This window comes from Rhodococcus olei, assembly GCF_039540555.1.
Lineage (GTDB): Bacteria > Actinomycetota > Actinomycetes > Mycobacteriales > Mycobacteriaceae > Rhodococcus_G > Rhodococcus_G olei.
The window spans coordinates 135,658-160,769 of sequence record NZ_BAABFB010000050.1 but is presented as its reverse complement, the minus strand read 5'-3'; the positions used below and the strand labels follow the sequence as shown (position 1 = coordinate 160,769).

Annotated in this window: 26 protein-coding genes and 1 pseudogene; 7 read left to right on the top strand and 20 right to left on the bottom strand. The window is 67.4% G+C overall.

The features are described 5' to 3' along the window. Positions 1–446: 446 nt before the first annotated feature. Entirely contained in the window at positions 447–1,358 is a 912-nt protein-coding gene (locus ABD951_RS16315; RefSeq protein WP_345346925.1) for a DNA-processing protein DprA, read from the bottom strand. A gap of 341 nt (positions 1,359–1,699) precedes the next feature. On the opposite strand from ABD951_RS16315, the gene ABD951_RS16310 reads away from it, so the two are divergent. From ABD951_RS16310 to ABD951_RS16295, 4 genes are all read left to right on the top strand, one after another. Beyond that, positions 1,700–2,269, top strand: coding sequence for a recombinase family protein (locus ABD951_RS16310; protein WP_345346922.1), 570 nt, complete (start codon positions 1,700–1,702; stop codon positions 2,267–2,269). Positions 2,270–3,194: 925 nt separating this feature from the next. Beyond that, positions 3,195–3,455 (top strand): hypothetical protein, encoded by a 261-nt coding sequence (locus ABD951_RS16305; RefSeq protein ID WP_345346919.1) that lies wholly within the window; start codon positions 3,195–3,197, stop codon positions 3,453–3,455. A 102-nt stretch (positions 3,456–3,557) separates the two neighbouring features. Further along, a complete protein-coding gene (locus ABD951_RS16300) occupies positions 3,558–5,189 on the top strand; it encodes a site-specific DNA-methyltransferase (protein ID WP_345346916.1) in 1,632 nt (543 codons plus the stop codon). After that, on the top strand, positions 5,186–7,732 hold the full coding sequence (locus ABD951_RS16295) for a DEAD/DEAH box helicase (RefSeq protein ID WP_345346913.1): 2,547 nt from the start codon (positions 5,186–5,188) through the stop codon (positions 7,730–7,732). The genes ABD951_RS16300 and ABD951_RS16295 overlap by 4 nt, the downstream gene beginning before the upstream one ends. A 203-nt stretch (positions 7,733–7,935) precedes the next feature. Here ABD951_RS16295 and ABD951_RS16290 read toward each other — a convergent pair whose 3' ends face one another. Beyond that, positions 7,936–8,205: a hypothetical protein gene (locus ABD951_RS16290; RefSeq protein ID WP_345346910.1), complete on the bottom strand. Its 270-nt coding sequence runs from the start codon at positions 8,203–8,205 to the stop codon at positions 7,936–7,938. A 100-nt stretch (positions 8,206–8,305) separates the two neighbouring features. On the opposite strand from ABD951_RS16290, the gene ABD951_RS16285 reads away from it, so the two are divergent. Beyond that, positions 8,306–8,695 carry a ParB family protein gene (locus ABD951_RS16285; RefSeq protein WP_345346907.1) on the top strand — a complete coding sequence of 130 codons (390 nt, stop codon included), beginning with the start codon at positions 8,306–8,308 and terminating at the stop codon, positions 8,693–8,695. Between the two features lie 81 nt (positions 8,696–8,776). Here ABD951_RS16285 and ABD951_RS16280 read toward each other — a convergent pair whose 3' ends face one another. The 10 genes from ABD951_RS16280 to ABD951_RS16235 all read right to left on the bottom strand — a co-directional run bounded on the left by ABD951_RS16280 (position 8,777) and on the right by ABD951_RS16235 (position 17,191). After that, positions 8,777–9,019 (bottom strand): hypothetical protein, encoded by a 243-nt coding sequence (locus ABD951_RS16280; RefSeq protein WP_345346904.1) that lies wholly within the window; start codon positions 9,017–9,019, stop codon positions 8,777–8,779. Positions 9,020–9,052: 33 nt separating this feature from the next. Then, a complete protein-coding gene (locus ABD951_RS16275; protein WP_345346901.1) occupies positions 9,053–9,415 on the bottom strand; it encodes a hypothetical protein in 363 nt (120 codons plus the stop codon). 105 nt (positions 9,416–9,520) lie between these two features. Then, positions 9,521–9,769, bottom strand: coding sequence for an FDXHR family putative zinc-binding protein (locus tag ABD951_RS16270; protein ID WP_345346898.1), 249 nt, complete (start codon positions 9,767–9,769; stop codon positions 9,521–9,523). A 515-nt stretch (positions 9,770–10,284) separates the two neighbouring features. Then, entirely contained in the window at positions 10,285–11,322 is a 1,038-nt protein-coding gene (locus ABD951_RS16265) for an AAA family ATPase (protein WP_345346895.1), read from the bottom strand. A 596-nt stretch (positions 11,323–11,918) separates the two neighbouring features. Then, a complete protein-coding gene (locus ABD951_RS16260) occupies positions 11,919–12,191 on the bottom strand; it encodes a helix-turn-helix domain-containing protein (RefSeq protein ID WP_345346892.1) in 273 nt (90 codons plus the stop codon). Between the two features lie 235 nt (positions 12,192–12,426). Further along, positions 12,427–13,323 (bottom strand): tyrosine-type recombinase/integrase, encoded by an 897-nt coding sequence (locus ABD951_RS16255; protein WP_345346889.1) that lies wholly within the window; start codon positions 13,321–13,323, stop codon positions 12,427–12,429. Positions 13,324–13,370: 47 nt separating this feature from the next. Then, positions 13,371–14,429: a non-homologous end-joining DNA ligase gene (gene ligD / locus ABD951_RS16250; protein WP_345346886.1), complete on the bottom strand. Its 1,059-nt coding sequence runs from the start codon at positions 14,427–14,429 to the stop codon at positions 13,371–13,373. Then, complete coding sequence (locus ABD951_RS16245; RefSeq protein WP_345346883.1) at positions 14,429–15,484, bottom strand: ATP-dependent DNA ligase; 1,056 nt, start codon at positions 15,482–15,484, stop codon at positions 14,429–14,431. The genes ligD and ABD951_RS16245 overlap by 1 nt, the downstream gene beginning before the upstream one ends. Positions 15,485–15,532: 48 nt before the next feature. Continuing rightward, positions 15,533–15,745: a dodecin gene (locus ABD951_RS16240; RefSeq protein WP_345346880.1), complete on the bottom strand. Its 213-nt coding sequence runs from the start codon at positions 15,743–15,745 to the stop codon at positions 15,533–15,535. Between the two features lie 291 nt (positions 15,746–16,036). After that, positions 16,037–17,191 carry a magnesium and cobalt transport protein CorA gene (locus ABD951_RS16235; RefSeq protein ID WP_345346877.1) on the bottom strand — a complete coding sequence of 385 codons (1,155 nt, stop codon included), beginning with the start codon at positions 17,189–17,191 and terminating at the stop codon, positions 16,037–16,039. A 489-nt stretch (positions 17,192–17,680) separates the two neighbouring features. Between ABD951_RS16235 and ABD951_RS16230 the strand changes: the two genes are divergently transcribed. After that, entirely contained in the window at positions 17,681–18,853 is a 1,173-nt protein-coding gene (locus ABD951_RS16230) for an Ig-like domain-containing protein (RefSeq protein WP_345346874.1), read from the top strand. Between the two features lie 83 nt (positions 18,854–18,936). Here ABD951_RS16230 and ABD951_RS16225 read toward each other — a convergent pair whose 3' ends face one another. The 4 genes from ABD951_RS16225 to ABD951_RS16210 all read right to left on the bottom strand — a co-directional run bounded on the left by ABD951_RS16225 (position 18,937) and on the right by ABD951_RS16210 (position 20,893). Further along, positions 18,937–19,392 (bottom strand): group II truncated hemoglobin, encoded by a 456-nt coding sequence (locus ABD951_RS16225; RefSeq protein ID WP_345346871.1) that lies wholly within the window; start codon positions 19,390–19,392, stop codon positions 18,937–18,939. Positions 19,393–19,534: 142 nt separating this feature from the next. Beyond that, on the bottom strand, positions 19,535–20,059 hold the full coding sequence (locus ABD951_RS16220; RefSeq protein ID WP_345346868.1) for a DUF2231 domain-containing protein: 525 nt from the start codon (positions 20,057–20,059) through the stop codon (positions 19,535–19,537). Positions 20,060–20,177: 118 nt separating this feature from the next. After that, positions 20,178–20,345: a hypothetical protein gene (locus ABD951_RS16215; RefSeq protein ID WP_345346865.1), complete on the bottom strand. Its 168-nt coding sequence runs from the start codon at positions 20,343–20,345 to the stop codon at positions 20,178–20,180. 65 nt (positions 20,346–20,410) lie between these two features. Beyond that, a complete protein-coding gene (locus ABD951_RS16210) occupies positions 20,411–20,893 on the bottom strand; it encodes a helix-turn-helix domain-containing protein (protein ID WP_345346862.1) in 483 nt (160 codons plus the stop codon). A gap of 90 nt (positions 20,894–20,983) precedes the next feature. Here ABD951_RS16210 and ABD951_RS16205 point away from each other — a divergent pair. Beyond that, a pseudogene (locus ABD951_RS16205) lies at positions 20,984–21,331 on the top strand (3-ketosteroid-9-alpha-hydroxylase); the annotation flags it as partial. Positions 21,332–21,413: 82 nt separating this feature from the next. Here the strand turns inward: ABD951_RS16205 and ABD951_RS16200 are convergent. From ABD951_RS16200 to ABD951_RS16185, 4 genes are all read right to left on the bottom strand, one after another. Beyond that, positions 21,414–22,172: a signal peptidase I gene (locus tag ABD951_RS16200; RefSeq protein ID WP_345346859.1), complete on the bottom strand. Its 759-nt coding sequence runs from the start codon at positions 22,170–22,172 to the stop codon at positions 21,414–21,416. A gap of 19 nt (positions 22,173–22,191) precedes the next feature. After that, positions 22,192–22,731, bottom strand: a complete 540-nt coding sequence (locus tag ABD951_RS16195) for a hypothetical protein (protein WP_345346856.1) — start codon at positions 22,729–22,731, stop codon at positions 22,192–22,194. A 5-nt stretch (positions 22,732–22,736) separates the two neighbouring features. After that, entirely contained in the window at positions 22,737–23,258 is a 522-nt protein-coding gene (locus ABD951_RS16190) for an alternate-type signal peptide domain-containing protein (RefSeq protein WP_345346853.1), read from the bottom strand. Positions 23,259–23,323: 65 nt separating this feature from the next. After that, the gene (locus ABD951_RS16185) at positions 23,324–25,108 is read right to left on the bottom strand and encodes a S24/S26 family peptidase (RefSeq protein ID WP_345346850.1); all 1,785 of its coding nucleotides are present in this window, start codon (positions 25,106–25,108) and stop codon (positions 23,324–23,326) included. Positions 25,109–25,112: the final 4 nt, after the last annotated feature.

Sequence of the window (25,112 nt, the reverse complement as noted above, 5' to 3'; positions counted from 1 at the left end):
GCCTACCGCCTGCATCGTGCGCGCGAGCTGCTCAAGTGGATGCACTCCTGCCCGCCCACTCAGCGACGGGATCGTCATCCGCACGTTGACCGGCCGGCCAACTGACTCGGCAATACATCGCTCGTGACAGACGATCCCAAGGACGATGATCCTGCTAATGGTCTGCTGCAGACGCAACCGTGTAGCCGGTGAAACGTCGTCCTTATAGTGCCGCAGAAGGTAGCCCGATTGCTGCCCGCCAACCGCGTACGTCAACGGGACGACAACATCTGCTAGACGCCCCCCGGAGAGACTGCCCGCCGCGGAATTACACCGATAGCACCGCACGTACGGCTGCTCAACCGGCGTCCCACAGACCTCACAAGTCACACCAGAGACGCGCACCACGTTTCGTAGATAGCCGCCCGCGCTGGCAACGAGCTCACGACGTACCTCGTCTACCAAACTCAATGGTCCACAAGGTCGGGAAGGACATTCGACCAGTCGTCTATACCAGCGGCAGTCCGAGTCAGCTGATCGACCAGATCCATCAACTCTGCCGTCGAGTTCGCGAGGTATACACCCGGACGCGCGAGAAGGTCACGTGCCCATGTCGTTGCACCAACAACCATGTCCGTAAGAATCACGGGCCGCCCGTGTTCAACCGCCAGACGAGCCTGGATACGCGCCCCGCTGTGTTCACCGGCCTCTACGACGACCGAAGCTCGGCCGAGACCAGACATCGTTGCGTTGCGCATTGGAAAGCTGTGCTTCTGGGGCGGCGCGCCTGGCCAAAACTGCGATACGACCGCTCCGCACTTCGCTACCTCCGCCTGAAGGGCCCGGTTTGAGGCCGGATACGAGCGGTTGATCCCCGTCCCAATTACACCGATCGGCCGCCCACCCGCCTTCAATGTCGCAGTGTGCGCGGCTGCATCAATCCCTTCAGCGAGGCCCGACAGGACAGCGATCCCTCGATCGACGAGCCCCTCGGCGATTCGCGCAGCCACAGCACGACCCCGGTCACTAGCGCGCCTAGAGCCAACCACAGACACCGCAACCTCATCGTCGCGCAGCTGACCACGGACAAACAGGATCGGCGGCACCTGGTGTATCTCACGCAGACGAGAGGGGTACTTCCGGTCGAGCACCGTCAGTAGCCTGAAGTCCTCACTCCGCCAGGCCTCCAGGCTCTCCCATGCGCGGGCGAGGTGTCCATCGAGGTCATTTACTCCTTCGAGCGTCGGAGGAAAGCACTCGTCCCAGAGCGCAGTGGCCGAGCCTCTCAGTGCAACTTCGGATGCGATTGCCGACCAGCTCATCTTGCGTGGCCGCGCATGCAGCAGGGCAATGAGCACTGCCGCCTCCGCCTCGTTCACGCACTCCATAGGTCGAAGTGTAGGTTGCCCGCCTCGCGATCGCGCCATCCTTACCCCTCGATTTCGCACTATCCCCACGCCTGGACTGTGGACTACTGCACCCACCCAGCACTTCGAACATGTGTTCCCATCCTATCGCCAACCTCGCCTCCCGACCAGAGCAGCCTGCACACCGTCGGAGCCCCAGCCTCAGAAACGGTGGGTTGCTGAGACACGTCAACCCGGATTCGGGCCTCCCGCCGCCGGCTGGTTGACCACCTCGACAACAGTCTTGAAAACCTGTCTCAAAACTAGTATTCTCATAACTCTGAGCTTGACGGGATTATGCGACGGAGACGGACATGGCACTGATCGGATACGCGCGAGTGAGCACGACGGACCAGAACCCCGAACTCCAGGAGGCGGCGCTGCGGGAGGCCGGCGCGGAGCGCATCTTCACCGACCAGGGCGTCAGCGGATCTACCTCCTCGCGGCCCGAACTTGACGAGTGCCTCGACCATCTCCGCAAGGGTGACGTCCTGGCCGTGTGGAAGCTGGATCGCCTCGGCCGCAACACTCGACACGTCCTGGAGGTTGTAGAGCAGCTCCACGACCACGGCATCGGGTTCCGCAGCCTCACCGAGGGGCTGACGACCGAGGGTGCGATGGGTCGGGCGATGCTGACGATCATGGCGGCCTTCGCCCAGCTGGAGCGCGACACGATGATCGAACGCACCCGGGCCGGCCTGGATGCCGCGGCAGCGAACGGCCGTCGGGGTGGGCGTCCCCGCAAGGTCAACGACGCCGACGCCGCCAAGGCTGTCCGGCTGCGGGATCAGGGCCTCGCCGTTCCGGACATCGCCCGAGTCCTTGGGGTCTCCCGTGCGACCGCGTATCGCTACCTGTCAGCGGCGGCTCCGAGCTCCGCGTAGCCGGCTCCCGGGTCGCCGCCGAGGATGAACAGCGCCTTGTCGACGTCGCGGGGGCACTAGCGCCAGCCACTTGCACCGTTCACCAGCGCGGTCAGCTCGCAGACCGTCGCCATGAACCAGCCGTAGTCGCCGTTCGGATGGGCGATAGCCCAGCGCCTTCAGGGCCGTCGCCGCCCGGCGGTCGTACACGGCAATCCTGTCGGGGGCTCGGGCGGTCAGGACCGTGGACGCGACGGCAGCACCGTGCCGGCACACGGCAGCTTCCGCAGAACCGCGAGGGCCTCACACGCAGCTTCCGGGATCGTTCGGCCGCTGTCACGGGCGACCTCGTAGGCCCTGCCCGTGACCGTCCGAACTGTGCACAGTGGTCTGGCCACCGGATCACATGTCACCTGACCTCCCAAAATCGGTCACTCACGATCAACGGAGATCAACCTGCCCCACCCTGCCCTGTGGCCAAAATGTGGCCACGGGGCAGAACTCGCCGTTCGCTCGACATGGCGGAGAGCGGCTCTCGCCCTCACCGCCGGCGCCGCGACCACCGCGGCCGCCGACACCACGAGCCCGGCCGCCAGCATTCAGGACTGGGGCACCACCTCCGCGGCGCTAATGGCGCCACGATCGACCTCACCGGCACCGGCACCGGGCCACCACCGAAACGCAGCTCCGGATCACCTTTCGTCCTGCAAACCGGCCCTGCACGGCTACGACCTGTTCTCGCCGGGCATAACCTACGGCCCCGCCGGTGTTCCCACATCCGTCGACTACGACAGCGACCTCTCCACCAGCCCCAGGTACTCGGGCACCACCCCCGCCAGGTTTTCCGACATTCTCCCGGACGAGACTTTTCCAAGGGAAATGCAACTCTCAGTGAGACTGCTACCGTTCTAGAAATTTTCTAGTCTGATCGAGAGTGGTGGTTGTGGTGAGAACAGCGCCTCGTCGCCTGAAGCTGACCTTCGAGTTCTGTGTAGCCAACGGAATCAGCAAGAACATCCAGGATCGACACCTGGAGCGGGCCGTCGACAAGATCGAGACATCCGTCCGGACGATGGCCGCAGAGGCATTCCCCTGGGCGGACCGTCTTGAGGTCACCCGCGAGTGGAACTACGCGTGGTGGTCGGACTCGGACTACGGGCAGCAGACCTACGACCTACCGAAGAACGACTTCAACTCCCCTACATAGGCCGACTGAATCTGCCGGAAACCGGTAGCTGATCCCGGTCGCCTCACTCGCTCACCGCGAGACTTGCGACTTCACCCACGAACGAAAGAGATAGGTCTGCCCGTGTCCAGCGCACGCCTCGAACTCGTCTGGCCTGGGAAGGATCAGTTTCTGCTCATCCCCAAGGACGACGACGGCAAGCCCGTCTGGGTGGACCGGAACCATCCGGCCGCATCGGAAGTTCGGCTGGCCGATTTCGTCGACACCGTGGGCGAAGTCGCAGACGATCATCCGCAGGCCGACAACCTGCTGTTCACGGGCGACAGCCTCGACGTGCTCCGCATCCTCTGCGAGGTCCCCGAATTCCGCCAGCAGTACCGCGGCAAGATCAAGCTGATCTACATCGACCCGCCGTTCAACACGGGCCAGGCGTTTACCCACTACGACGACTGGATGGAGCATTCGACCTGGCTTTCCTTCATGCGCGAACGGCTTCTGCTCATTCGCGATCTCCTCGCACCAGACGGGTCGGTCTGGGTTCATCTCGACGACGTCGAACAGCACCGAATGCGCGTCCTGCTGGACGAGATATTCGGTGCCGGCAACTTCATCACCACCGTCATCTGGCAGAAGATCCACGCCCGCAACAACTCGGCGATGCACTTCTCGGCTGACCACGATTTCATGCTCATATACGGCCGCGACGCCAAGCAGTGGCGACCCAACAGGGTTGACCGAACCGCAAAGAGCGATGCGGATTTCTGGAACCCCGACAACGACCACCGCGGTCCCTGGCGCCGCAGCGATCTGACGGCGTCGAAGCCGTACTCCGATGGGCACTACGAGGTGATCGGCCCACACGGCGACGTCTTCACGCCTCGCCCAGGACGTCCGTGGGCTGTGAAACAGGAGATGTTCGAGCAGCTCCGCGACGATGACCGACTGTGGTGGGGCAAGACCGGACGGACCTTTCCGTTCCGGAAGCGATTCCAGTCCGAACTCGGTGGGCTGGTGCCCAATACAGTCTGGCTTCACGAAGACGTCGGGAACAATCGCGAAGCAAAGCTGGAACTGGCAAAGCTCTTCGGCAAGGACGCATTTGCCACGCCGAAGCCGGAACGCCTCCTCGAGCGGGTTGTCCATGTGGCCACGGAACCAGGCGACATCGTCCTCGACTGCTTCGCAGGCTCCGGCTCCACAGCAGCCGTTGCCCACAAGATGCAACGGCGCTGGATCACAGTCGAGGTTCTCGAAACGACGGTCGGCTCCTTCACTCGGCCCCGCCTGGAGAAGGTCGTCTCCGGTGAGGACGTCGGTGGGATCTCCAAGTCCACGGGCTGGTCCGGCGGTGGAGGCTTCCGCACTGTCGCCGTCGGCGCCTCGATGTACGAAGACACCCCCTATGGCGTGGTGCTCGCGGAGTGGGCCACCAACGGTCGGTTCGCGCGCGCGGTGGCCGGCCAGTTGGGGTTCGAGTGGCAGCCGGATACAGCGCCGTTCTGCGGGGCACGCGGTCGGATGCGACTCGCGGTTCTCGACGGCTTGGTCGGCGTGGAGGAGGTCCGGCAGATCGTCGGCGCCCTCGACGAGAAGCAGCGGGTAACGATCGTCGCGAAGTCGATCCTTCCCGGTGCTGAGGCCGTGCTGGCCGAGGTCTCGAAAGGCTCCCGGATACGGAAGGCCCCGCGTGACCTGTTGACGGCTGGTGCCCGGCGGATGCGTCGCCGCACCGGCACGGAAGGATCGGTGTCGTGAGCATCGCCTACGATCCCGGCCTCGTCGAACAGGTCTCCTACAACCTCGACCTCCGCGAGCCGAACCAGGCCGCCCTCGACGCCCTGGCGCGCGCGCTGGACACCGCAGAGCCGGGCACGGAAATGATCGCGGACCTGGCCACCGGCGTCGGCAAGACGTACATCGCGGGCGGCCTGCTCGACTACCTCTACGAGTCGGGCGTCCGGAACGTCGTGATCGTGACTCCGGGATCGACGATCCAGCGCAAGACGATCGACAACCTCACTCCGGGACATCCGAAGTACCTGCGGGGCCTGCAATGCCGGCCGATGATCGTCACCCTCGACACGGTCGAGCGTGGAGAGGTCGGCGCGGCGCTCGAGGACCCTGACGCCTTCAAGGTGTTCGTGTTCACCGTGCAGTCGCTGCTGCGCCCGACCAAGGACGACCGCCGCCGTGCGGACAAGCCACACGAAACGCTCGGTACCGCTGTCCGTTCGTATCTCGAGGCTGCCGACGATCTGATCGTTATCGCCGATGAACACCACGTGTACTACTCCGGCTCAGCGAAGAAGTTCGAGGCCGCGATCACCGGCCTGCGGCCACTGGCCACCGTCGGCCTGACCGCCACTCCACATGAGAAGTCCCTTCCCCTGCGGGTCTACCGGTACCCGCTGTCGGAGGCGATCGCGGACGGATACCTGAAAGTCCCCGTGCTGGTGTCCCGCCAGGACGGAATCCACGACATCCGCACCCAGCTTGCGGACGGACTAACCCTGCTCGACGCGAAGCGCGATGCGATGCGCGCGTACTGCCGACAGGCCCGTGGCCGCAAGTACGTCGAACCGGTGATGTTCCTCATCGCAACCACAATCCAGGAAGCCACCGAGTACCGGGATCTGCTGGTCGGATCCGACATGCTCGGCGACCCGGACCAGGTGCTGCTGGTCACCTCGGACCAGCCCGACGCGACCCTCGCTCAGCTCGACCGTCTGGAGGACCCGGAGTCGAAGATCCGGGCGGTGGTGTCGGTGTCGATGCTCAAGGAGGGATGGGATGTGAAGAACATCTACGTCATCGCCTCCGTTCGGTCGATGGAATCGAACCTGCTCACCGAGCAGATCCTCGGACGCGGCCTCCGACTGCCCTTCGGGCAGCGCACCGGCAACCCGATGCTCGACACGGTGGAAGTGCTCTCCCACAGGTCCTTTGCCACCCTGCTCAAGCAGGCGAAGGCGCTCATCGAGGAGACCCTGGGTGATCGGACCGGCGACGCCACCGTCGTGGCGAATCCGTCACCGGGCCGGCACGATCCGGGTGTTCCGCTCGGTGAGCAGGACTCGCTGCCGTGGGACTTCACCCCGCCGGAATCCGGGGCCGTCGAGATTCTGCTGCCTGGTGCGGCGGCATCCGACCCGGAGCAGTTCGGGCTGTTCGACGAGGACGACCTCGAGGTCGACACGGCCGAGCGGAGCCATCTCGGGTTGTCGGTGTCGACGATCGACGCACGGGTCGCGGCCGGCCAAGCGTCAAGTTCGGTGCTGACCCGGAAGCTCGAGCCGCGGTCGCCGGGAGGGGTAAGGATCCCGCTGTTCCTGCCGTCGGTGGTGACCCGGTGGGAGCGTGACCCGTTCTCGCTGAGCCAGATCAATCTGGCGAGTGTCGAGGCGCTGGGGCGGACGTTCGCCGAGGACAACGCCCCCACGTTGACACGCAAGGCCATCGACGCCGAACGTGGCGCCGACGGCACGGCGCACGTGGTGATCCGTGACGAGGTCGAGCAGATCGTCGCGACACAGACAGCTCTGCCGTTCGACACGATCGAGAGTGATCTGGTCGCGCGGTTGATTCGCACCAACGCCGTGGAGGCCACCACCACCGAGATCAACGCTGCGGTGAAGATCGCGCAGGTCTTCCTCAAGGGCGCGGAGGTCGACGAAGATACCCCGTGGCGGCCCGAGCATGGCCGGCTGGCCACGGCCCGCCTGACCGAGTGGATCGCCGCGAAGCAGACTTCATCCCCGGCCCGTGAGGTGCGAGAGGTGAAGCCGGTCAAGTGGCCCGAGCCGTCCGGCCGGTATGAGACACGACCGCCGGCGGACCGGCAGGTGGTCACCGGGTCCAAGGACTTCGAGAAGGGCTACCCATACTCGGGCTGGGTGAAGTCGGTATACGAAATCAACAGCTTCGACGCCTTCTCCACCGAGTTCACGCTGGCGTCCCTGTTCGAGAAGCCTGGCGGCGTGCGTGCCTGGGTCCGAATCGACGAGACGGTCCCGCTCCGGATCACCTACCTTGCTGGCGCAGTTCAGCGCCAGTACGAACCGGATTTCATCGTCATCGACGACGAAGACGTGCACTGGATCGTCGAAGGCAAACGTGATAGCGAGATGACCAGCCCTACGGTGATCGCGAAGAGGGACGCTGCCGCGGCTTGGGTCGCCACTGTGAACGCGAGTCACGAAGTACCGGAGGCCTGGGCATATGTTCTGGCATCGGAGTCGGTGTGCGCAGCCGCGACCTCATGGGAAGCGGTAAAGGCTGCAGGCCAGACGTACCGATGACAGCGTCAGCGGTGATCCGTTGAATCCGACGAGGTTACGGGTTCCGGGATGGTTGTCTACCGACGTCGGCTGAGTATCCGGTCAAGTCGCCAGCGCTGGCTTGTTGCCACTCGACGGCGACGATGAGGCCAAGGTCCGCACGATCTCCGAGAACGCGAACACGCGGTCGCGCTCCTCTGTCCGCGCGGCGCGGTCCGGTGTGGTCAGGCCACCCGGCGGGTAACTCCGATCGCGAGCAGGTTGAGTGACATCGCCGCCAGCGCAAGCGACACCACCGACCCCGACACCTGGCCGGCGGACAGCACGTAGGCGATCAGAGGCAAGGCGAGCCCGATCAGGCCGAGGCAGAGGGCAAGTTGGCGACCGTCCATGTCGCGCCCCAATCCGAAGGGTATGGACGAAATCGTAACCCCGAGTAGCGTGTTCGACCCCTCAGTCAACATGCGGCCCAGCGTGAAGTCACGACTAGACATCTAGCTAGACACCCGATATGCGAGCCTGGTCGACATGAACGCCACCAACACACCGGGTGTCTCCGCATCTGACGAGCACCCAACTGCGTCGGCGCGCCACATGGCGCACCTGATGGCGTGGATCGTCGAGGAGGTCGGCGCCACGGTAAACACCGACAAGATGCCGAACTTGGGCCGCCGGCGGCCGGGAATGATGGCCGAGGTGACCCGCCCCGAACATCCCGTGCCGGCGGGGTCGGATTTCGGCCGCGGCAGGACGCGCACCAAGCAGACGAACGTGCCGCTGCCGGTGGATCTACGCGCGCGGATGGAGGCTGCGGCGGTGCATACCCTGCCGCACGAGGGGCTGAACTCGATGACCCGGTTCATCGCGGTGGCGGCGGAGGAGCTGTGTGAGCGGCTCGAACGGGAGTACAACGGCGGCCGCCGGTTCGACCCGCCGACGCTACCGTCGTGGGTGCCGGGTGCTCCGGCCACCAGGTCGGACTAGGAACCAAGCTTGCGGGATAGAAGCCCGTGAAACTGGAGCGGCCCCGCCGTCGTGGTGGCGGCGGGGGCCTTCCTGTTCGAGCTACGCCTTCGGTCCTGCGATCATGCGTAACGCGAAGACCGCGCCCACTCGGTAGGCGATCTCGCGTGCGGTGGCGTCCAGCTCGCCCGAGTCGATCGCTTCAAGCTGATGGTCGAGCTGGTCGGCGATCTCCCAGGCGGCCTGCAACTGCGCGACGGGGTCGGTGGGCATCGCTTCGGCGGCGCGGCGAAAGACGTCGGCCATGCGGTCATCGCGTGGGGTCATCGCCTCGTCTTCAGTCATCCTTGCCCTCACTCACCCGGCACCGGCGGATCGCTACTCGTGGTCGTCGCTCCACCCCAGCATGGCGCGGTGGTGCCGGCGGAGGCGGTCCCGTTCGGCCTGGGCGGTGGCCTGCGCGGCCTCGATGCCGGCCGCCCACGCCGGGTTCAGCCGCTGCATCTGCTCGTACATGGCGCGCCCCTCCGCGTTCCTTTCGGCCGTCGCCGCGTCCTGGGCCTCGGCGCGGGCGGCGCGGCGTTCGGTCTGGCCCGTGAGATGTACCTCGCGGGCGGCGTCGATCGCGGACGGGGTGCGGGACTTCCTCGCTCCACGGGCGGCGTCGATGATGGCCTGCGATTCGGCGCGCCGGGCGGCGAGCGCGGCACGTTGGGCCTGGTGGTCGATGTGGTCGTTCAAGGGTGGGTCCTTTCGGCGTTTCGGCTGGTCGGGCGGGCACATCGGCGGTCTACGGCCCGGCCGGTGGGGCTCGCGACGCATTCGGGTGCACCGCGCTACGCCTCGCTAGCCCGCAATGCCGAGGCCGTCGAAGAATGAGAGCGCATCGTCCCGCATGGGGTACCCGAAGCAGGGGTACGCGCGGTCGGCGGATTTGAGCCCGATTTCGGCGGGTGTGGCGCAGGTTGATTTCACGCGGTGACGGTCGAAGGCCGAGGGTCCCGTGAAGGTCACGTGGCAGCCGGCGCAGTGCGCGGTGTTGAGGCCGGACCAGCGTGCCGGGCAGCCGTTGCAGGTGTTGATCTGAGTGGTCAAAAGGGTCTCCGCAAGGTGTTGAGATGGAGGCAGGCTCGGCACACGACCCGGCCCTCCCGCGCGCACGGGAGGAACCGCGACCGGTCGAGGCCGGCGACACCTGCAGTCCTGTGCTCTCCCGTGCCGCTGACGGCTGCGCGGTCGTGTCGCGACCTCCGTTGCGTTGGGGTGGCGGTGGGGAGCCTGGGCTCCTGTTTCTGTCGTGGGGGGAGTTTCAGGGGCGCGTGCATGTCGCCGTTCGGCTCTTTCGTGTCGGGTGTGTGGGCGTGCGGGTGGGCGGGGACCGGTTCCCCCCTTTCAGAGAGGGGGGAAACCGTGACTCCCTGGCGCGTGACCCCCGTGAGATCATTCGTGACCCCTTCGCCCTAGGGAGACCACTGTGTGCGTGACCCCCGTGAGGCTGTTTGTGAGGTTCCGAGGTTTGGGTGCCGTGAGGTTGCCCGCGACCCTGCGACCTGCGGAAATGGTTGTGCACGTGAGGGTCCGCGTGAGGTGTGCGTGACGCCGGCGATCCCTCACGAGGCACCCACGGCGCAGTACAGCGCGGTGACCCCTGCGGCGCCTCCCGGGCCCACGAGTGCGCCGTCCTTAACCAGCTGGGTGAGCCGACGCCGGGTCTTCTCGACGGCCGCTCTGTCGGGGTTGTCGGTGCCGTGGATGAGGGCGGCGGCGGCCCTGACTGTGAGCCCGCCCGAGCTCGCGGCCGCGGCGACCAAGTCGACGGCATCTCGGACCGTGATCGTCCCCGCGACCTGGTCGTGGAACAGCTTGTGCGGCCCGATCTCGGCGGCGGGTTGCTTGACGTGCCGGAGTTCGACCACGGCGTCGCCGGGCGAACCGGTGAGCATGAACACCGACCCGGTGCCGGAGGTCAGCCACGTGCTGCCGAAGACGGTGTCGATGGTCGGGGCCGTGCCGGTGCCGCCGGTCTTCTTGTTGTGGTGCAGGACAGCAATGTTCCGGCCGGTCCCCAGAAGCGTCTGCACCGCACGGTTCCATCCCGCTCCGACCTCGTCTTCGGACAGACCCAGCGCCGCGTCCTTGAGGCTGTCGACGATGACGGCGTCGGCACCGGCCCACTCCGCCATCTCGGTCAGGGTGTGGGTGTACCGGGCGAGGTCGTGGGGCGGCGGTCCCTCCCAGACGGTGAGCCGTTCGAGCGCGTCCCCGTCGTCGTCGGTGAATTGGCGGCCCAGCGCGCGCGATATCTGCCGGGGCCGGTCCATCGCCAAGTACAAGACGCGCTCGCACGGCCGCACCGGCAGCCCGAGAACGTGGTCCTGTACACCGAGGAGGCCCCGGACGAGCTGCCCCGCGAGGGTCGTCTTCCCGACGCCCTGCGGACCGGCGATCATGAGCGCCTCCCCTTCGGCCCACGCGACGCGGTCACCGCTCCCCCACACTGCCGGGATGCCCGGAGGCCGCTCGAGGATGAAACGGCGGCCGCTGCTGAAACGGCGGCCGCTGCTGAACGCGTTGTGCGACGGCCCGAACGCGTCGGCGATCGTGTCCGCGTCGCCGGTGGTGGGTGCGTGGGCGGTGTTGTCGGTCAAGGTGTCCGGTCTCTAGGTGGGGGTTTGGGGCGGCGGCCGGTCGAGCACCGGGGCCTGGGCCAGCGGGTCGCCGGTGATCGCCCGGCTACGACATCGGGCGAGGACTCTCTCGTGTGTCTGAGTGGACACACGACACCGCGGGCGCGGCCACGCCGAGCAGGGGCCGCTTCGAGCCGGAACCAGCGTGCGTCCTAGTCACCCGCGCTCGTGCCGACACAGCGTCTCGACGTCGACCGGCGCCGCCGACCGGCACCCTCGGTGGTCACGGACAGTGACCGACTCCGCGGAGGTGTTCAGACGGATGATCTGAGCGTGTCATGCGGTGGCGTCGGGCTTCGGCCCGGAGGGTGCGGACCCGGCAGCCCTCCGGCGCGCCTGCGCCGATTTCAGTGCGAGCCGTGCGAAGTGGGCCTTCCGTGCGTGTTGGGCGCGGATGGCACGCTCCTGCGGTGAGAGGCGGCCGTCGGGGTCGACCTGCCTCTCGAACCTGGCCTCTGCCGCCCTTCTGGCTTTCGCGGTGCGGGCGGCGCGGTCAGGTGTCCGGGACCACGATTCGTGTGCGGCGAGCTGGGCGCGGAGTCGGCGGTCGGCGGGGGTCATCGGTCGGCCGCGGTCGGCGCGATGACGGCGGCGTCGAGCAGCGCGTCGAGCTCGTTGAGATCCACCCGGACAAGACGCGAACCGGGCAGGCGGTACGCGGGCAGGTCCCCGTTATCAACCTGCCGTTCCACAGTGTTGACCGAGCAACTCTGGTACGCGGCAGCATCTTTCAAGGAGGCGAGTCGGCGCGGGGGTCGCGCTAATTTGACCTGGGGAGCGGTGGGGGCTGGTGGCATTCCGCTGGCTTTCGAGATGGCTTCTGAGGGCACGTCACCAAGTGAAGAGACGCAGGGGTGAAGTCGTCAATCCCAACCCGAATCTCACCAATTGCACTGCAGTACAATAGTTTTCACTCCATAGCTAGAGTCCGGCCCCGTTTCCGATTCACCAAAACCCCAGGCCAGAGGCCATGACAACTGCCGCCGGAGAAGCCGCAACGCCCGCACGGCCACCCACGAGCATCGAATACCGTCCACCCTTAAGTGTGACGACAATCACCTCGCATCAGACCCGGTCGCCCCGCCTCAAACGGGTAGCGGCCTCACGGGCCCGTGCGTCCGCGGCGCTCGCGCCATAGCGTTCGAGCATGGCGTCCGAAGTCCAGCCGGCCAGGCGCTTGAGGTCGCGCTCCTGCCCGCCGGCCAGGAGGAAGTCGTGAGCGAAGGTGTGCCGAAACCGGTGCGGGTTGAGCCGGTCGGCGATCCCGGCCAGCGCGCCACGCACGCGCAGCACCTCGCGTACCCCGTCAGGGGTGTAGGCGCCGCGCTCACCGAGGAACAGCGCCTCGAGGTGCGCGTGCCGCTGCTTGCGCCGCTCACGGAGGTAACGGTCGAGCGCCTGTGCGGTGCGGGCCCCGAAGTACACGGCCCGAACCTTGTTGCCCTTGCCGGTGACCATCGCGGTCTCGGCGTCGAGGTCTACGTCCCGCAGGCACAGCCCGGTCAGCTCGGAGACACGAATTCCGCAGTCGAGCAGCATGCGGATGATCGCCTCGTCGCGCCGATCCCGAAACGTCTTCCCACGGCACGCCTTCACGAGCGCCTTGAGGTCGTCATCGGTCAGCACCGGTACCGGGGGCGCCGCGACGGCCGGTGGCTGCATCCCCTTCATCGGATGGACGTCGAGCAGCTCCTCGTCGACTAGCCAGCCGCAGAACCGGCGCAGCCCGCGCCAGCGGGTGAGGACGGTGCCGGGAGCCTTCGTGTCGGCCAGGTCCGCCAACCACTCGCGGACGTTCTCACGGGTGAGGTTGTCGAGAGTCGGCGTCTTCCCGTGCGCCACGAGCCAATCGCCGAAGAACCGAATGGACTGGTCGTAGAGGGTTCCGGTGCGCGGCGAGCGCCCCTCGGCACGCAGGTGCCGACAGAACGACGCGGACAGGTCGGTGAGCAGGTCGGGCATGTCGAAGATTATCGCGAGAGCTTGCGCTATGCTCAAGCGACGCAACGTCAGTCCGACTGGTTTCCCCTGGTACGGTCCCTATCCCGGCTGGGCTGCACCCGCTTCGGCTCGCCGGGCATCTTCGGGTACTGCGGCGGGTAGGGCAGGTCGCCGAGGCCGTTCGCGGTGTCGCGGGCCGACATCTCGAGGAGTCCGTCGAGCGAGTGCGCGACCGCGTCGATGCCCGCCGACGGGTCGCCGCGACGGGCCAGCAGGTCGGGCACGGTGGCGATGGTGAAGTCGTCCGGTTCGACCTCGGCCAGTTCGGCCCAGGTGACGGGTGTGGACACCGTCGCCCGCGGGGTCTTGCGCACCGAGTACGCCGACGCGACCGTCTTGTCGCGCGCGGTCTGGTTGAAGTCGACGAAGATTCGCGCGCCGCGCTCCTCCTTCCACCACGCGGTGGTGACCCGACTCGGGTCGCGGCGTTCGATCTCGCGGGCCAGGGCGATCGCCGCGTGCCGGACGTCGATGAAGTCCCAGCGCGGTTCGATCCGCACGTACACGTGTACGCCGCGGCCGCCGGACGTCTTCGGGTAGCCGACGAGGCCGAGTTCGTCGAGCAGCGGGGCGAGCAGGTCCAGCGCGACGGCCCGCGCCTCCGCGAACCCGGTGCCGGGCTGCGGGTCGAGATCGATCCGCAGCTCGTCCGGGCGGTCGGTGTCGGCGCACCGCACCGGCCACGGATGGAACGTCACGTTGCCCATCTGCGCGGCCCACACGACGTCGGCGGGATGCCGTACCAGCAGGGCATCGGCGGTGCGGCCGTTCGGGTTCGTGACGGTGCAGGTGCCGATGTGGTCGGGACGTTTCGCCGGGATCCGCTTCTGGTACACCTCCTCCCCCTCGATGCCGTCCGGGAACCGCTGCAGATGCGTCGGCCGCTGGCTCAGCGCGGTCATGATGCCGCCGGCGTCGAACATCGCGACGGTCCGGTAGTACTCGGCGAGGTGGCGTTTGGTGCCGCCGTCGGCACCGAGCTGCGGGAACATCACCTTGTCGGGGCTCGACAGCCGCACCGCGACGCCGTCGACGTCGAGTTCGAGCGCGGGACTCCTGTTCGCCATCACTCGCCTCCGGCCAGGACGTCGGCGAGGTCGTAGCGCACCGGAACCTCCAACTGCTCGTAGGTGCAGCTGCGCGCCTCGCGGTCCGGGCGCCAGCGCAGGAACCGGGCGGCGTGCCGCAGCCGGTCGCCCTCCATCTGGTCGTAGGCCACCTCGACCACCAGTTCGGGGTTCAGCGGCACCCACTGCCGATCCCGGCCGGCGGCCCACCGGCTGGCCTCGCCGTCGTACACGACGTCGTCGCCGACGCGCAGCGGGTCGAGGATCTCCTGCAGCTCGACCCGCCGCTTCGCGGTGAAGGCGGACGCGCCGCCGATCATCCGCAGGTTGTCGCCGTCGTAGAGGCCGAGCAGCATCGACCCGATACCCGGCTGACTCTTGTGCGGTCGGTAGCCGATCACCACACAGTCCGCGGTCCTGGAGTGCTTGACCTTGACCATCTCCCGCTTGTTCGGGGCGTAGTGTCCGGCAAGCTTTTTCGCGATCACCCCGTCCAGCCCCGCGCCCTCGAAGGTGTGGAACCACTCGGTGGCGACGGCCGGGTCGGTGGTCGCGGTGGTCACGTGACAGGACCGCCCGCCTGCGGGGCCGCCGAGGGCGTCGAGCAGCGCCGCGCGGCGCTCGACGAAGGGCCGCGACGTCAGGTCGTCGACGCCGAGGGCGAGCAGGTCGAACCCGATCAGCTGCGCGGGCGTCTGCTCGGCGAGCAGCGCGACCCGGCTCGCGGCGGGATGGATCCGCTCGGACAACGCCTCCCAGTCCAGCCGGGTGCGACCCCCGGTTTCCCGTGGAACAACGAGTTCGCCGTCGAGGACGCAGCGGTCGGGCAGTTCCGCGCGGATCGCGTCGAGCATCTCGGGGAAGTACCGGCCGAGGTCCTTGCCGCTGCGGGAGCCGAGCACCACCTCGTCGCCGTCGCGAAACACGATGGCGCGGAATCCGTCCCACTTGGGCTCGTAGGACCAGACGGGGCCGTCGCCGACGGGCTGCGGGGGCACCGTGTCGGCGGACTTGGCGAGCATCGGCTGCAGCGGCGGGCTCAGGGGCAGGTCCACGTTCCCCATCCTGACCGACCCCGCGCCGATTCGCGAGGTGACGCGCGGTCAGGCCGGGTCGAGCCGGAAGCCGACCTTCATCGTCACCTGCACATGGGCCACCTTGCCGTCGACGATGTGTCCGCGGGTGCCGACGACTTCGAACCACTCCAGGTTCCGGACCGTCTCGTTCGCCCGGGTAACCGCCTGTGCGATCGCGTCGTCGATTCCCTTCGACGACGATCCCACGACCTCGGTGACGGAGTACACGTGATCGCTCATCGGTCTACCTCACTCTTCGGTGATCCGGACGAGTCCAGCGTAGGCCCCGCCGCTTGCCGATCGGCGGGGATCTGTGATCAAGTTCCCGGCGACAATTCGCCGTACACGGACATGAGGGGGACCCCATGGAGAAGCTCAAGAACTACGGACTGCTGGTCAAGTACCTGGCCGTCACGCAGTGGAAGAAGATCACCGGCAAGAACCAGCCGCAGGGGTGACGCACCTGCGGTGCCTGTGAGTGGTTGTCGCCCCGGCCCGGGGCGAGAACCACTCACAGGCGGCAGCGCCGCGTCACAACCAGCCGCGCCGCTTGAAGATCGTGTAGAGCCCGGCACAGATCAGCACCATCAGGCCGAGCGCGAACGGGTAGCCGCCACCCCAGTGCAGTTCCGGCATGTTGTCGAAGTTCATGCCGTAGACGGTGCCGATCAGGGTGGGCGCGAACAGGATTGCCGCCCACGCCGAGACCTTCTTGATCTCCTCGTTCTGCGCGTAGCTGGCCTGCGTCAGCGCCGACATCTCCTCGTTCTGCGTCTGCGACACCAGCGTCGCGTTCACGGTGAGGATGTTGCCGAGCAGCTGCCGGAAACCGTCGGCGCGCTCGACCACGGTCGTCGCGTGGTCGGTGACGTCCCGCAGGTACCGCTGCAGTTCCTCGTCGGTCTTGTACTTCTCGAACCCGGCGGACAGCCCGGAGAGCATGTCGAGCAGCGGACGGGTGGCGCGCTGGAACTCGATCACCTCGCGGGTCAGTTCGTAGATGCGCCGCGACACCTTGGGATCACCGCTGAACACCTCGGTCTCGATCTCGTCGATGTCGTTCTGCAGTCCCGCGACGACCGGGGCGTACCCGTCGACGACGGCGTCGAGGATCGCGTACAACACCGCCTCCGGGCCCAGCCGCAGCAGGTCGGGGTCGTTCTCCATGCGGGTGCGCACCGCGGACAGGTCGGGCGACTCGCTGTGCCGGACGGTGAGCACGAACGTCGGACCGCAGAACACGTGCAGTTCGCCGAAGTCCACGCGCTCGGTCTCGTCGACGTACCGCGCGGCGCGCAGCACCACGAACAGGGTGTCGCCGTAGCGTTCGAGCTTGGGACGCTGGTGCGCGACGATCGCGTCCTCGACCGCGAGTTCGTGCAACCCGAACTGCGCGGCAGCGGCGAGCAGTTGCTCCTCGGACGGCCGGTACATCCCGATCCACGCCATCGACGACTCGTCGGGCAGGCTGCGCAGCGCCTCGGACAGGTTCGACGGCGTCTCGATCCGACAGCCACCGCGATAGACGGCACTGTTGACGACGCTGGCCTCGACGGGCGCCGGGGCGAGCCGGCGCACCGGCGGGGTCGGGTGCGGGGCCATCGAGTGTTCGGGCGCGATCGCGTCACGAATCGGGTCGGCGGCCCGGCTGGGCAGCAGCGGGCGGAAGGGTCGCTTGTCACGCATGGGACACGGCTTTCGCGTAAGTGAGGATGCACGGACTGCCCACGGGCGGGCTGTGACGGTGAGCGCGAAATCGCCGCTGCGCGAAGGGATGAACCGCTACGGTTCAGCGACGACTTCGGCAGGTACTCGGAGGTTGGCTCATCACTGCAAGCCTCACCTCCTCCTCTGTCGCGTGCCGAATGTGCGTTCGGGTGGCACGTGTCGATCCTCGGCCACCCTACTCCCGGACCTCAGCAGCCACCAATCGAGCAGACGCCGCAAATCGGACGCTACGGCCACCCGGCGGGCGTCCCAGAGTCTGGGACCCGGCCGGGGACGCGACGCCCGGACCACCGCACACCATGTCACGGCGCGTCTGAGCCGACTCGCCGCGTCACCCGCCGAACAACGTACGCCCGTCGTCAGCGAACTCTCGGCTACCCGAGGCGACGGCGGAGAAATCCGACGAAACTGGACGCTTGATCCACTGTTTCCCACTACGCTGCCGCAATGACTTCCACCATCAACACGCAGGGCGGCTTCACGCGGCTCGTCACTGTCATTGGCGGCGCGGTCGCGGCACTGTTCGTGGCGGTCTACACCGCGGTGATGATGCCGGCGTCCGCGCACGCGGACCCGAGCGTGATCCAGTACTCCGCCGACAACGCCACCTGGGGTGGCATGGATCAGATCCCCGCACTCTCGGGCGACCTGATCCCGGGCGGCGAAGCCACCAGCGCGTTCTGGGCGAAGAACACCACCGATCAGGGCGGAACCCTGCAGATCTACCTCGGCAACTGGTCGATGTCCGAGAACATGCAGGCGTATGTGCGCGCCGAGATCAACGACGCGACGGGCCAGCTGGTCGACCTCGTCAACGGGGTGTCCCTGCCCGGCACCGAACTGCAGTCGATCCACCTCGCCCCGGGTGACACCGCGAAGGTCCTGCTCGTGGTCGGCATGCCCGCCGGCGCGGGCAACGGGACACAGAACGGCACCGTCGACCCGAACTTCGCGCTCGACTTCGAACTCGATCCCGCGCCCGTGGCGACCACCACGACCCTCACGGGTGTGGCCACCAGCATCGTCGGCACCTCGGTCGAGCTGACCGCCACGGTCGATCCGTCGACCGCCACCGGCACCGTGCAGTTCAAGGACGGCGCCACCAACATCGGCGGCCCGGTCACCGTGACCGACGGGGTGGCCAGGTACAACCACGCGTTCACCACGGCCGGCACGCACGAGATCACCGCCGTCTACTCGGGCGGCGTCGGCTTCGCCACCTCCACCTCCGCCGCACACACCGTGACGGTCACCGAGGCGCAGAAGACGCCGACCAGCATCGCGATCTCCGGCGGCACCGCCGTCAACAACGGCACCAACATCGAACTGACAGCGACGGTCGCCCCGAACGCCGCCACCGGAAAGGTCCAGTTCCGGGACAACGGTGTCGCGCTCGGCACCCCGGTCACCCTCGTCAACGGTGTCGCGAAGATCAACCGGTCGTTCAACGTCGACGGTGACCATGCCATCACCGCCGAGTACCAGGGCGACTCCACGTACGCGACGTCCATCTCGGCCCCGCACACCGTGACGGTGTCCAGCGTGACGCCGGAGCCCGGCGGCAGCGGCTCGGCCGGATCGCTGGACGCCGGTTCGCTGACCAGCATCTTCGGTTCCTGATCACCGGGTTCCACCGCTGACGCGACGGCCCCCAGCCCATGCGGGCTGGGGGCCGTCGTCGTGCGGGATCGAATGCCGCGTCCTCACCAGTTCCAGCGGGGCACCTCCTGGCAGGGATGCAGGTCGGCGTCGCCGGTGGCGTGCGAGTTCTGCACCGCCACCTCGGTGCCGAAGCGCAGGTAGTCGAGCAACGCCGTGCGAAATCGCGTGTCGGAGGGCAGCCCGGCGTCGTCGGCGGCGGCGAGGAAGAGGTCGACGAAGCGCTGCCGCTGCTCCTCGGTGATCCGCTTGCCGCGGTGCGCTTCGAGCAGGGCGGGAAATCCGCCCAACTCGTCGGTGTAGACGGTCGGGCCCCCGAACACCTCGGCGAGGAAGTCCGTCAGGTGCTCGACGTGGCTCGGACTACCGGCCCCGAACAGCGGGTGCAGGAGCGGATCGGCGAGGACCCGCGGGTACCAGGTCGCGACCAGTCGGTGCAGTCCGGCCCGGCCGCCGACGTGATCGAACAGCGATTCGGTGGTGTTGCCGCCCGTTGTCATGTCACTCCTCCCGATGTTGATCACCCGATTACATGATTACAACGTAGTCAGAGCGTGGGATTCGTGTCGGACTGTTTGCGACGCTCACGGTCGCGGCGGAGCCATGCGGATCGGGTGCCCTCATCGGGTACCACGGGCGCACTCACCGCGACTGCGCCGCCGGGGTGACGGTCGTGTCGGCCCAGACCGCCGCGGCGCCGCTGTCGCCGATGCGATAGACCTGGACGACCGATCCGACGGCGAGGGCAACGCCGACCAGGGCGAGTCCGATCGCCAGGACGCGGGACACCGGCGCCCGTGCGGGTCCTGTTCCCGTCCGGGCGATCCACCACTCGTGAACCTTGTGCTGATGGAGTGCCCACCATGCCAGCGACGCGAGGAACACTCCGATCGACCAGTAGACGAGCTGGTCGCCCAGCTCGGCGTGGATCCGCACCAGCGGGCTGCGAGGCGTCTGGTGCTCGAGCCATTCGCCGGCATGGGTGGTCAGCGGAACCAGCACGAGGGACATCAAGGCCACGACCGGTGTGACCACCCCGAGTCGATGTCGGGCCGCCGGCCAGCACACCGACAACACCAGCAGCAGAGCCGACAACGGAACCAGCACGACCACGAAGTGCACCAGCAGCGGGTGGATCGGCATGGCGTTGAACGTGGTGGGACCCATGGCAACTCATTTCATCCGGATGCGTGCGATCGAGCGCCACGGTAGATGTGCATCCTGGGCATTGGCTGGGGGAACCCGAGGTGGATCCTGGGAGTTTCCTGCCGGCACGTGCTGCCCTTCACCGAGCCTGCAGGAACCTCAGATAGAACACCCAGAACACCAGGACGATGCCGACGTTCACCATCAGTCGCGCCCAGAAATGGTGCCTGAAGAACAGGATGTCCACCGCAACCACGACGGCTGCCAGCGCGAGCACGTAGAGCACGACGACCGACCGCCTTCCCATGCTCCCTTTCTACTCCCCGAGCTGCAGCGGGGGCCTCCTCCACCTCCGGGCCACCGGCGCGGCCGCTACTCGGACAACCCTTCCGTCGCCTCCTCCGCGGCGGCGTACACATCATCGGGAGAAAGTCCGACGGCGCGAGCCAGGGCCCGCAGCTCGGGCACCGTGATCGAGTGGGTCATGTCCTCGATCGCGGTATACACCTCACGGGAGACGCCCGAGCGCCCGACGATGTCGTCGACGGTCAGACCCAGTTCGATCCTCGCCGATCGCAGGACTCCGACGATTGCCTGGTCGATCCGTGCGCCCGACGCAGGCCCCTCGTCGCTGCTGGGCCGCAGGTCCTTCCACGCGGCGACCTTGCTGGTGGCGAGGTCGTCGAGGTCGTCGAGGCGCACGCCGGCGAGCAGCAGCGCTGCGCGGGCCTCGACGTACGCGGTCCGGGCCTTCGCTGTGTCCACGTAGCCCACATCCCCCGAGCCGAGCGCATCGGCAGCAGGAGCAGCGGCCCGCGACCGCGGGACCTCGGGCACGTCACGGCCTTCACCCATTCGCTAGCCTCCTCACCTTCGTGACGGTGACGCCACGGGCATTCGTGCGTACATTGTGCGCACAGAAGTGACCGGCACCACAGATGGGTAGCCGGTCGAGACGACCTGATCAACTGCCACTACCCGGTCAGCTCGACCTCGTTCGTGGTGCAGTACGGCGTGATGGTCAGGAAGCTGCCGGGCATGTCCGACGAGCAGGCCGACACCGTGGCGCAGCAGTTCGGGTCGGGCACGATGGCCACGTTCGAGCAGCACATCGAGATCTGGATGAACAAGATCGACAACCCGCTGCTATGCGAGGAGGACGGCCCGGTCCACCAGCTGCGCCGCCGGTACGAGCAGTTCTACGTCGACGTCGAGGACGTCACCGAGGACATGGTCACGCGGTTCGAATTCGAGATCGACACCACCCGCTCGGGCAGGAACTGGGACGAGGAGACGACCAGTACCCGGACGGTTCGATGGCCGTCGCGGCGTCTCGGTGATCCTGCGGCATTCGGCGCCGCAGGTTCGTGCGGAATCAGGGGGCTCGGTGGTGCGCGTCGATCCGAGGAATGACGACGGTGTCCGCATCGAGGAACCGCTGCTGCGGGGACGGCGCGACCCGTGGTGCCGCGAACTGCACGGTGTCGGCGGTCGCGAGATTCGTGGAGCCACCGGGGCTCACGGGACCCCCTGCGGTGTCGGCGTTCTCGGTCCGGTCGGAGCCGGGTTCGCCGTCACCCCCGCGGGAGCGGTCCCGGAACGCGCCGACGAACATCCACCCCGCGTAGAGGAACAGGCCGCCGACGACAACGGTGATCATCGTCGCCCGCTGCTTGCCGGTGATGACGTTGTTGACGTACCCGAGGTACGGGACGCTGTACCAGACCTTGCCCCGAACCTGCTCCATCACCACGGGGTTCTGGTCACGTGACGGATTCGCATCACCCTGGGTGACGAAGGTGCGCTCGCCCTTCGAGTTCTGCCGCGACTCGATGATCCGGTGCGTGACCACCTCGGGGTTGCCGGACTCCTTCTGGAAGGTGATCGCGTCCCCCACCCCGAGCGTGGTGGGGTCCTGCGGCTTCACGACGATCAGGGTGCCGGGCGGGTAGGTGGGACGCATCGAGCCGGTGAGCACGGTGTAGGGCGTCGACCCGGTCAGCCTCGGGACGACGATGGTCAGGGCCAGGATCGCCAGCAGAAGCAGGAGCACGAACCAGGAGACGATGCTCTTGATCCATCCCCAGACGCCGAGATCCTGCGCTTCGCCCTCGCCCTGCACCGTGTCGCTCATCGAGACCGCACCCACTCGCTCATCGGGACTGGGCCGAGAACGTGAACGTGGCGGTGGTGCTCTGGCTGGGCGCCGCGGACGCCCCGACCGTTCCGCGCAGGCACAGCACCTCGGTGATGCCGGGCTGCACGGTGCGTTCGGCGAACGACGCACCGATCAGCGGGCCGCTGTAGACCTGCGTCGCTCCGGTCGGATTGCCGGCGGCCGGGCAGGCCGCCTCGTTCGCGACGATGGACGCCGTGAGGTCCAGTGGCACAGCAGAATTCGACTGGACACCATTGAGGAGCTTGTACTTCATCAGCACGTTGCCGGAGTTGTAGACCTTCACCGGCGCCTGCGCGTAGCCGCCGGGCATCAGGTTCGCGCCGGCGAGCGCGGTGAAGGGGTACGAGCTGATTCCGCTGCCGCCGACGGACAGGTCGAGGATGCCGGAGTGGATGGTGCCGGCGTCGAGGGTCTGGCTCTGCGTCCACAAGGCACCGGTCTGCTGTGCCGACAGCAACGCCACACCGACGACGGCCGCGCCACCGATGGCCAACCAACGAGTCTTGTTCGACATGGCGACTACACCTGCTTCAGTGTGACGTTGAAGTTGGACAGATTGATCTGGGCGGACTGCGCGACGTTACCGGCGGTGCCCGGCGCAAAACTGAAGATCACCTTCACGTCGACGATCTTGCCGTTCTGGGCCGGCGTGATCAGCACACCGCCGGCATTGGACGGCAACGTGGCACCGCCGGAGGTGGCGGTGACCGAGGTCCCCATCGCCGCCTTGAGTGCCGGGTCGCCGGTGATCGTGGCACTGTCGACGGCCAGGTTCGCCTTCAGGTTGGTGCCCGTCGCGGTGATCGTGAAGCTGGCGGCGTAGGTGACGGTGTCGCCCGGGACGGCCCGGAAGTTCGTGATCGCGACGGCGCCGTTCTGGTCCGTCCAGGTCGGGGTGCCGCTCTGCGCAAGCGCGAGGCTGCCGGCACCGACCCCGCCACCGCCGACCCCACCACCGCCGGTGAACGCGGCCATGGTGCCCGCGCCCCCGGCGAGCAGGACGGTCGCGGCACCCGCCGCGATCGCCCCTTTCGTCCTCATGTGCATCTCGTGCTCAGCTTTCGTCAGTCCTCATCCGGGACAAGTGGATTCAGGATCGGGAACCGCTACTTGACGAGTGCCGCGATGTCCGCGGGGACCTCACCGGACGTCGGGTCGACGTTCTTCTCCGAACCCGTGGCCGCGTCCACGACGGACAGCTTGCCGCCGTCGACGATCCACAGCCGGTCAGCGTCGGACGCCCACTGCACTGTCGCGTTCTTGCCGACCGTGGTGCCGAACACCTGTGTACCCGACTTGTCCGCGACCGTCAGCGCCGTGCCGTTCACCACCGCGTTGTACTTGCCCGACGTCGACAGGTTCGACATCGCCAGGTCGCCGGCCGGCGGTGCCGCCGCGGCGGCAGCCTTCTCCTCGGTCGTCGTGGCCGGCGCCGTGGTGGTGGATTCGGCTGTGGCCGTGGACTTCTCGGTGGCCGTCGGCAAGGCCGTGGTGGTGGACGGCTCGGCCGTCGTGGTGGTGGACGGCACGGTCGACGTCGTCGTGGGCGGCACGGTCGTCGTGGGCGGCACGGTCGCCGTGGTCGTCGTCGACGCGGCCGTGGTGGTCGTGGCCGACGGCGTTGCCGAGTCCGAAGCCGGAGTGGCAGTCGTCGTGCCGCTCAGCGTGGCCGCCTCGGGCGACGGACTTGCACCCATCGCCATACGCAGCGACTGCGTCTCGACACTCTGTCCGGTCACCGAGTTCTCACCGGGCGGGTTCGATTGATTCTGAGGCCCGCCTGAGCAGTACGTGTCTTGAGGAGTGGCAGTCCAGATGCCCTGCCCCATCCAGCCGGTCGAGACAGCATTGACATTCTTCGTGTGAACTTCGGCGATGTAGCCCCGACCGTAATAGTCCCCGTTGAAACTGATCGAAGTCCCAGTCAGGTTGTCGTTCGTTTGAACGACCTCGGACGGGTTGTTGTCCCGACGAACGATGACCTTGTACTTGTAGGGCACGCCCAACGGCGTATTGCCGAGGCTCGGCCACGAAATGTTCACACTGCGGAAGCCCGCAGTACCGGTGTTGTTGCACGAAACAGAGGAGACCAGAGGGGTGGGGTAGAAGTTCGCCGCCGCGGTGAACGAGCTTGCGGCAACCGCGGTGTCGGTGAACGCCGCGCTGGTACCCACGGCCGTCGCGCTGAGCGCGGTCAGGCCGACCGCTCCGATCGCGATCGCCGTGCGTGCGGGCACGCCGCGGCGAAGCGAAAAGTGCGGCGCCCGGAACTGCTCGGTCGGCGCCTCGACTCCGGCGTGCGCGTGCGCAACCGGCGACTCGACCGCCTCGTGAGAAGCGGGAGTTCCGCCGGTGCCGGCATCGGAGTCCGAGTCGTCATCCTTGCGCGTGGCCGCGGGGCCGAACGCGAGCACCATCAACCCGCCGACGAACGCGCCGCCGAGGAAGATCGCGGCCGGCGACGACAGCCAGGACACCGCGTAGCCGAGCCCGGGCACGCTGAAGAACACCCGGTCGACCTCGGTGACCGTGTACGGGGAGATGTCGGCATCCTTGTTCGCGTCACCCTTGAGGACCAGCACCGAGCTGACACCGTCGCTGGACACGATGTCCTTGATGCGGTGCGTGATCCGGGTGCCCTGCTCGTTCTGGACGCTGACCACGTCACCGACCTCGAGATCGGCAGCGGGCGTCGTCTTCGACAGCGCCAGGGCACCGGTCGGGATGTCCGGGGACATGGAGCCGGAGCGGAAGATCAGCGGCTTGATGCCGAACAGGAAGGATGCGGCGGCGGCCAGGACACAGATCAGTCCGGCGATGGCGCCGACGTTGAGCGCGATCTCACGGCCGCGCGAGCGGCCGGAGGCGGAAGAGTTCTCGTGAATTGCCATGGCG

Coding starts and splice junctions, on each gene's coding strand:
- ABD951_RS16310 (WP_345346922.1), top strand. CDS start 1,700: ATGGCACTGATCGGATACGCGCGAGTGAGCACGACGGACCAGAACCCC.
- ABD951_RS16290 (WP_345346910.1), bottom strand. CDS start 8,205: ATGTCTAGTCGTGACTTCACGCTGGGCCGCATGTTGACTGAGGGGTCG.
- ABD951_RS16285 (WP_345346907.1), top strand. CDS start 8,306: ATGGCGCACCTGATGGCGTGGATCGTCGAGGAGGTCGGCGCCACGGTA.
- ABD951_RS16280 (WP_345346904.1), bottom strand. CDS start 9,019: ATGACTGAAGACGAGGCGATGACCCCACGCGATGACCGCATGGCCGAC.
- ABD951_RS16255 (WP_345346889.1), bottom strand. CDS start 13,323: ATGCCCGACCTGCTCACCGACCTGTCCGCGTCGTTCTGTCGGCACCTG.
- ligD (WP_345346886.1), bottom strand. CDS start 14,429: ATGGCGAACAGGAGTCCCGCGCTCGAACTCGACGTCGACGGCGTCGCG.
- ABD951_RS16240 (WP_345346880.1), bottom strand. CDS start 15,745: ATGAGCGATCACGTGTACTCCGTCACCGAGGTCGTGGGATCGTCGTCG.
- ABD951_RS16235 (WP_345346877.1), bottom strand. CDS start 17,191: ATGCGTGACAAGCGACCCTTCCGCCCGCTGCTGCCCAGCCGGGCCGCC.
- ABD951_RS16230 (WP_345346874.1), top strand. CDS start 17,681: ATGACTTCCACCATCAACACGCAGGGCGGCTTCACGCGGCTCGTCACT.
- ABD951_RS16225 (WP_345346871.1), bottom strand. CDS start 19,392: ATGACAACGGGCGGCAACACCACCGAATCGCTGTTCGATCACGTCGGC.
- ABD951_RS16220 (WP_345346868.1), bottom strand. CDS start 20,059: ATGGGTCCCACCACGTTCAACGCCATGCCGATCCACCCGCTGCTGGTG.
- ABD951_RS16215 (WP_345346865.1), bottom strand. CDS start 20,345: ATGGGAAGGCGGTCGGTCGTCGTGCTCTACGTGCTCGCGCTGGCAGCC.
- ABD951_RS16210 (WP_345346862.1), bottom strand. CDS start 20,893: ATGGGTGAAGGCCGTGACGTGCCCGAGGTCCCGCGGTCGCGGGCCGCT.
- ABD951_RS16200 (WP_345346859.1), bottom strand. CDS start 22,172: ATGAGCGACACGGTGCAGGGCGAGGGCGAAGCGCAGGATCTCGGCGTC.
- ABD951_RS16195 (WP_345346856.1), bottom strand. CDS start 22,731: ATGTCGAACAAGACTCGTTGGTTGGCCATCGGTGGCGCGGCCGTCGTC.
- ABD951_RS16190 (WP_345346853.1), bottom strand. CDS start 23,258: ATGAGGACGAAAGGGGCGATCGCGGCGGGTGCCGCGACCGTCCTGCTC.
- ABD951_RS16185 (WP_345346850.1), bottom strand. CDS start 25,108: ATGGCAATTCACGAGAACTCTTCCGCCTCCGGCCGCTCGCGCGGCCGT.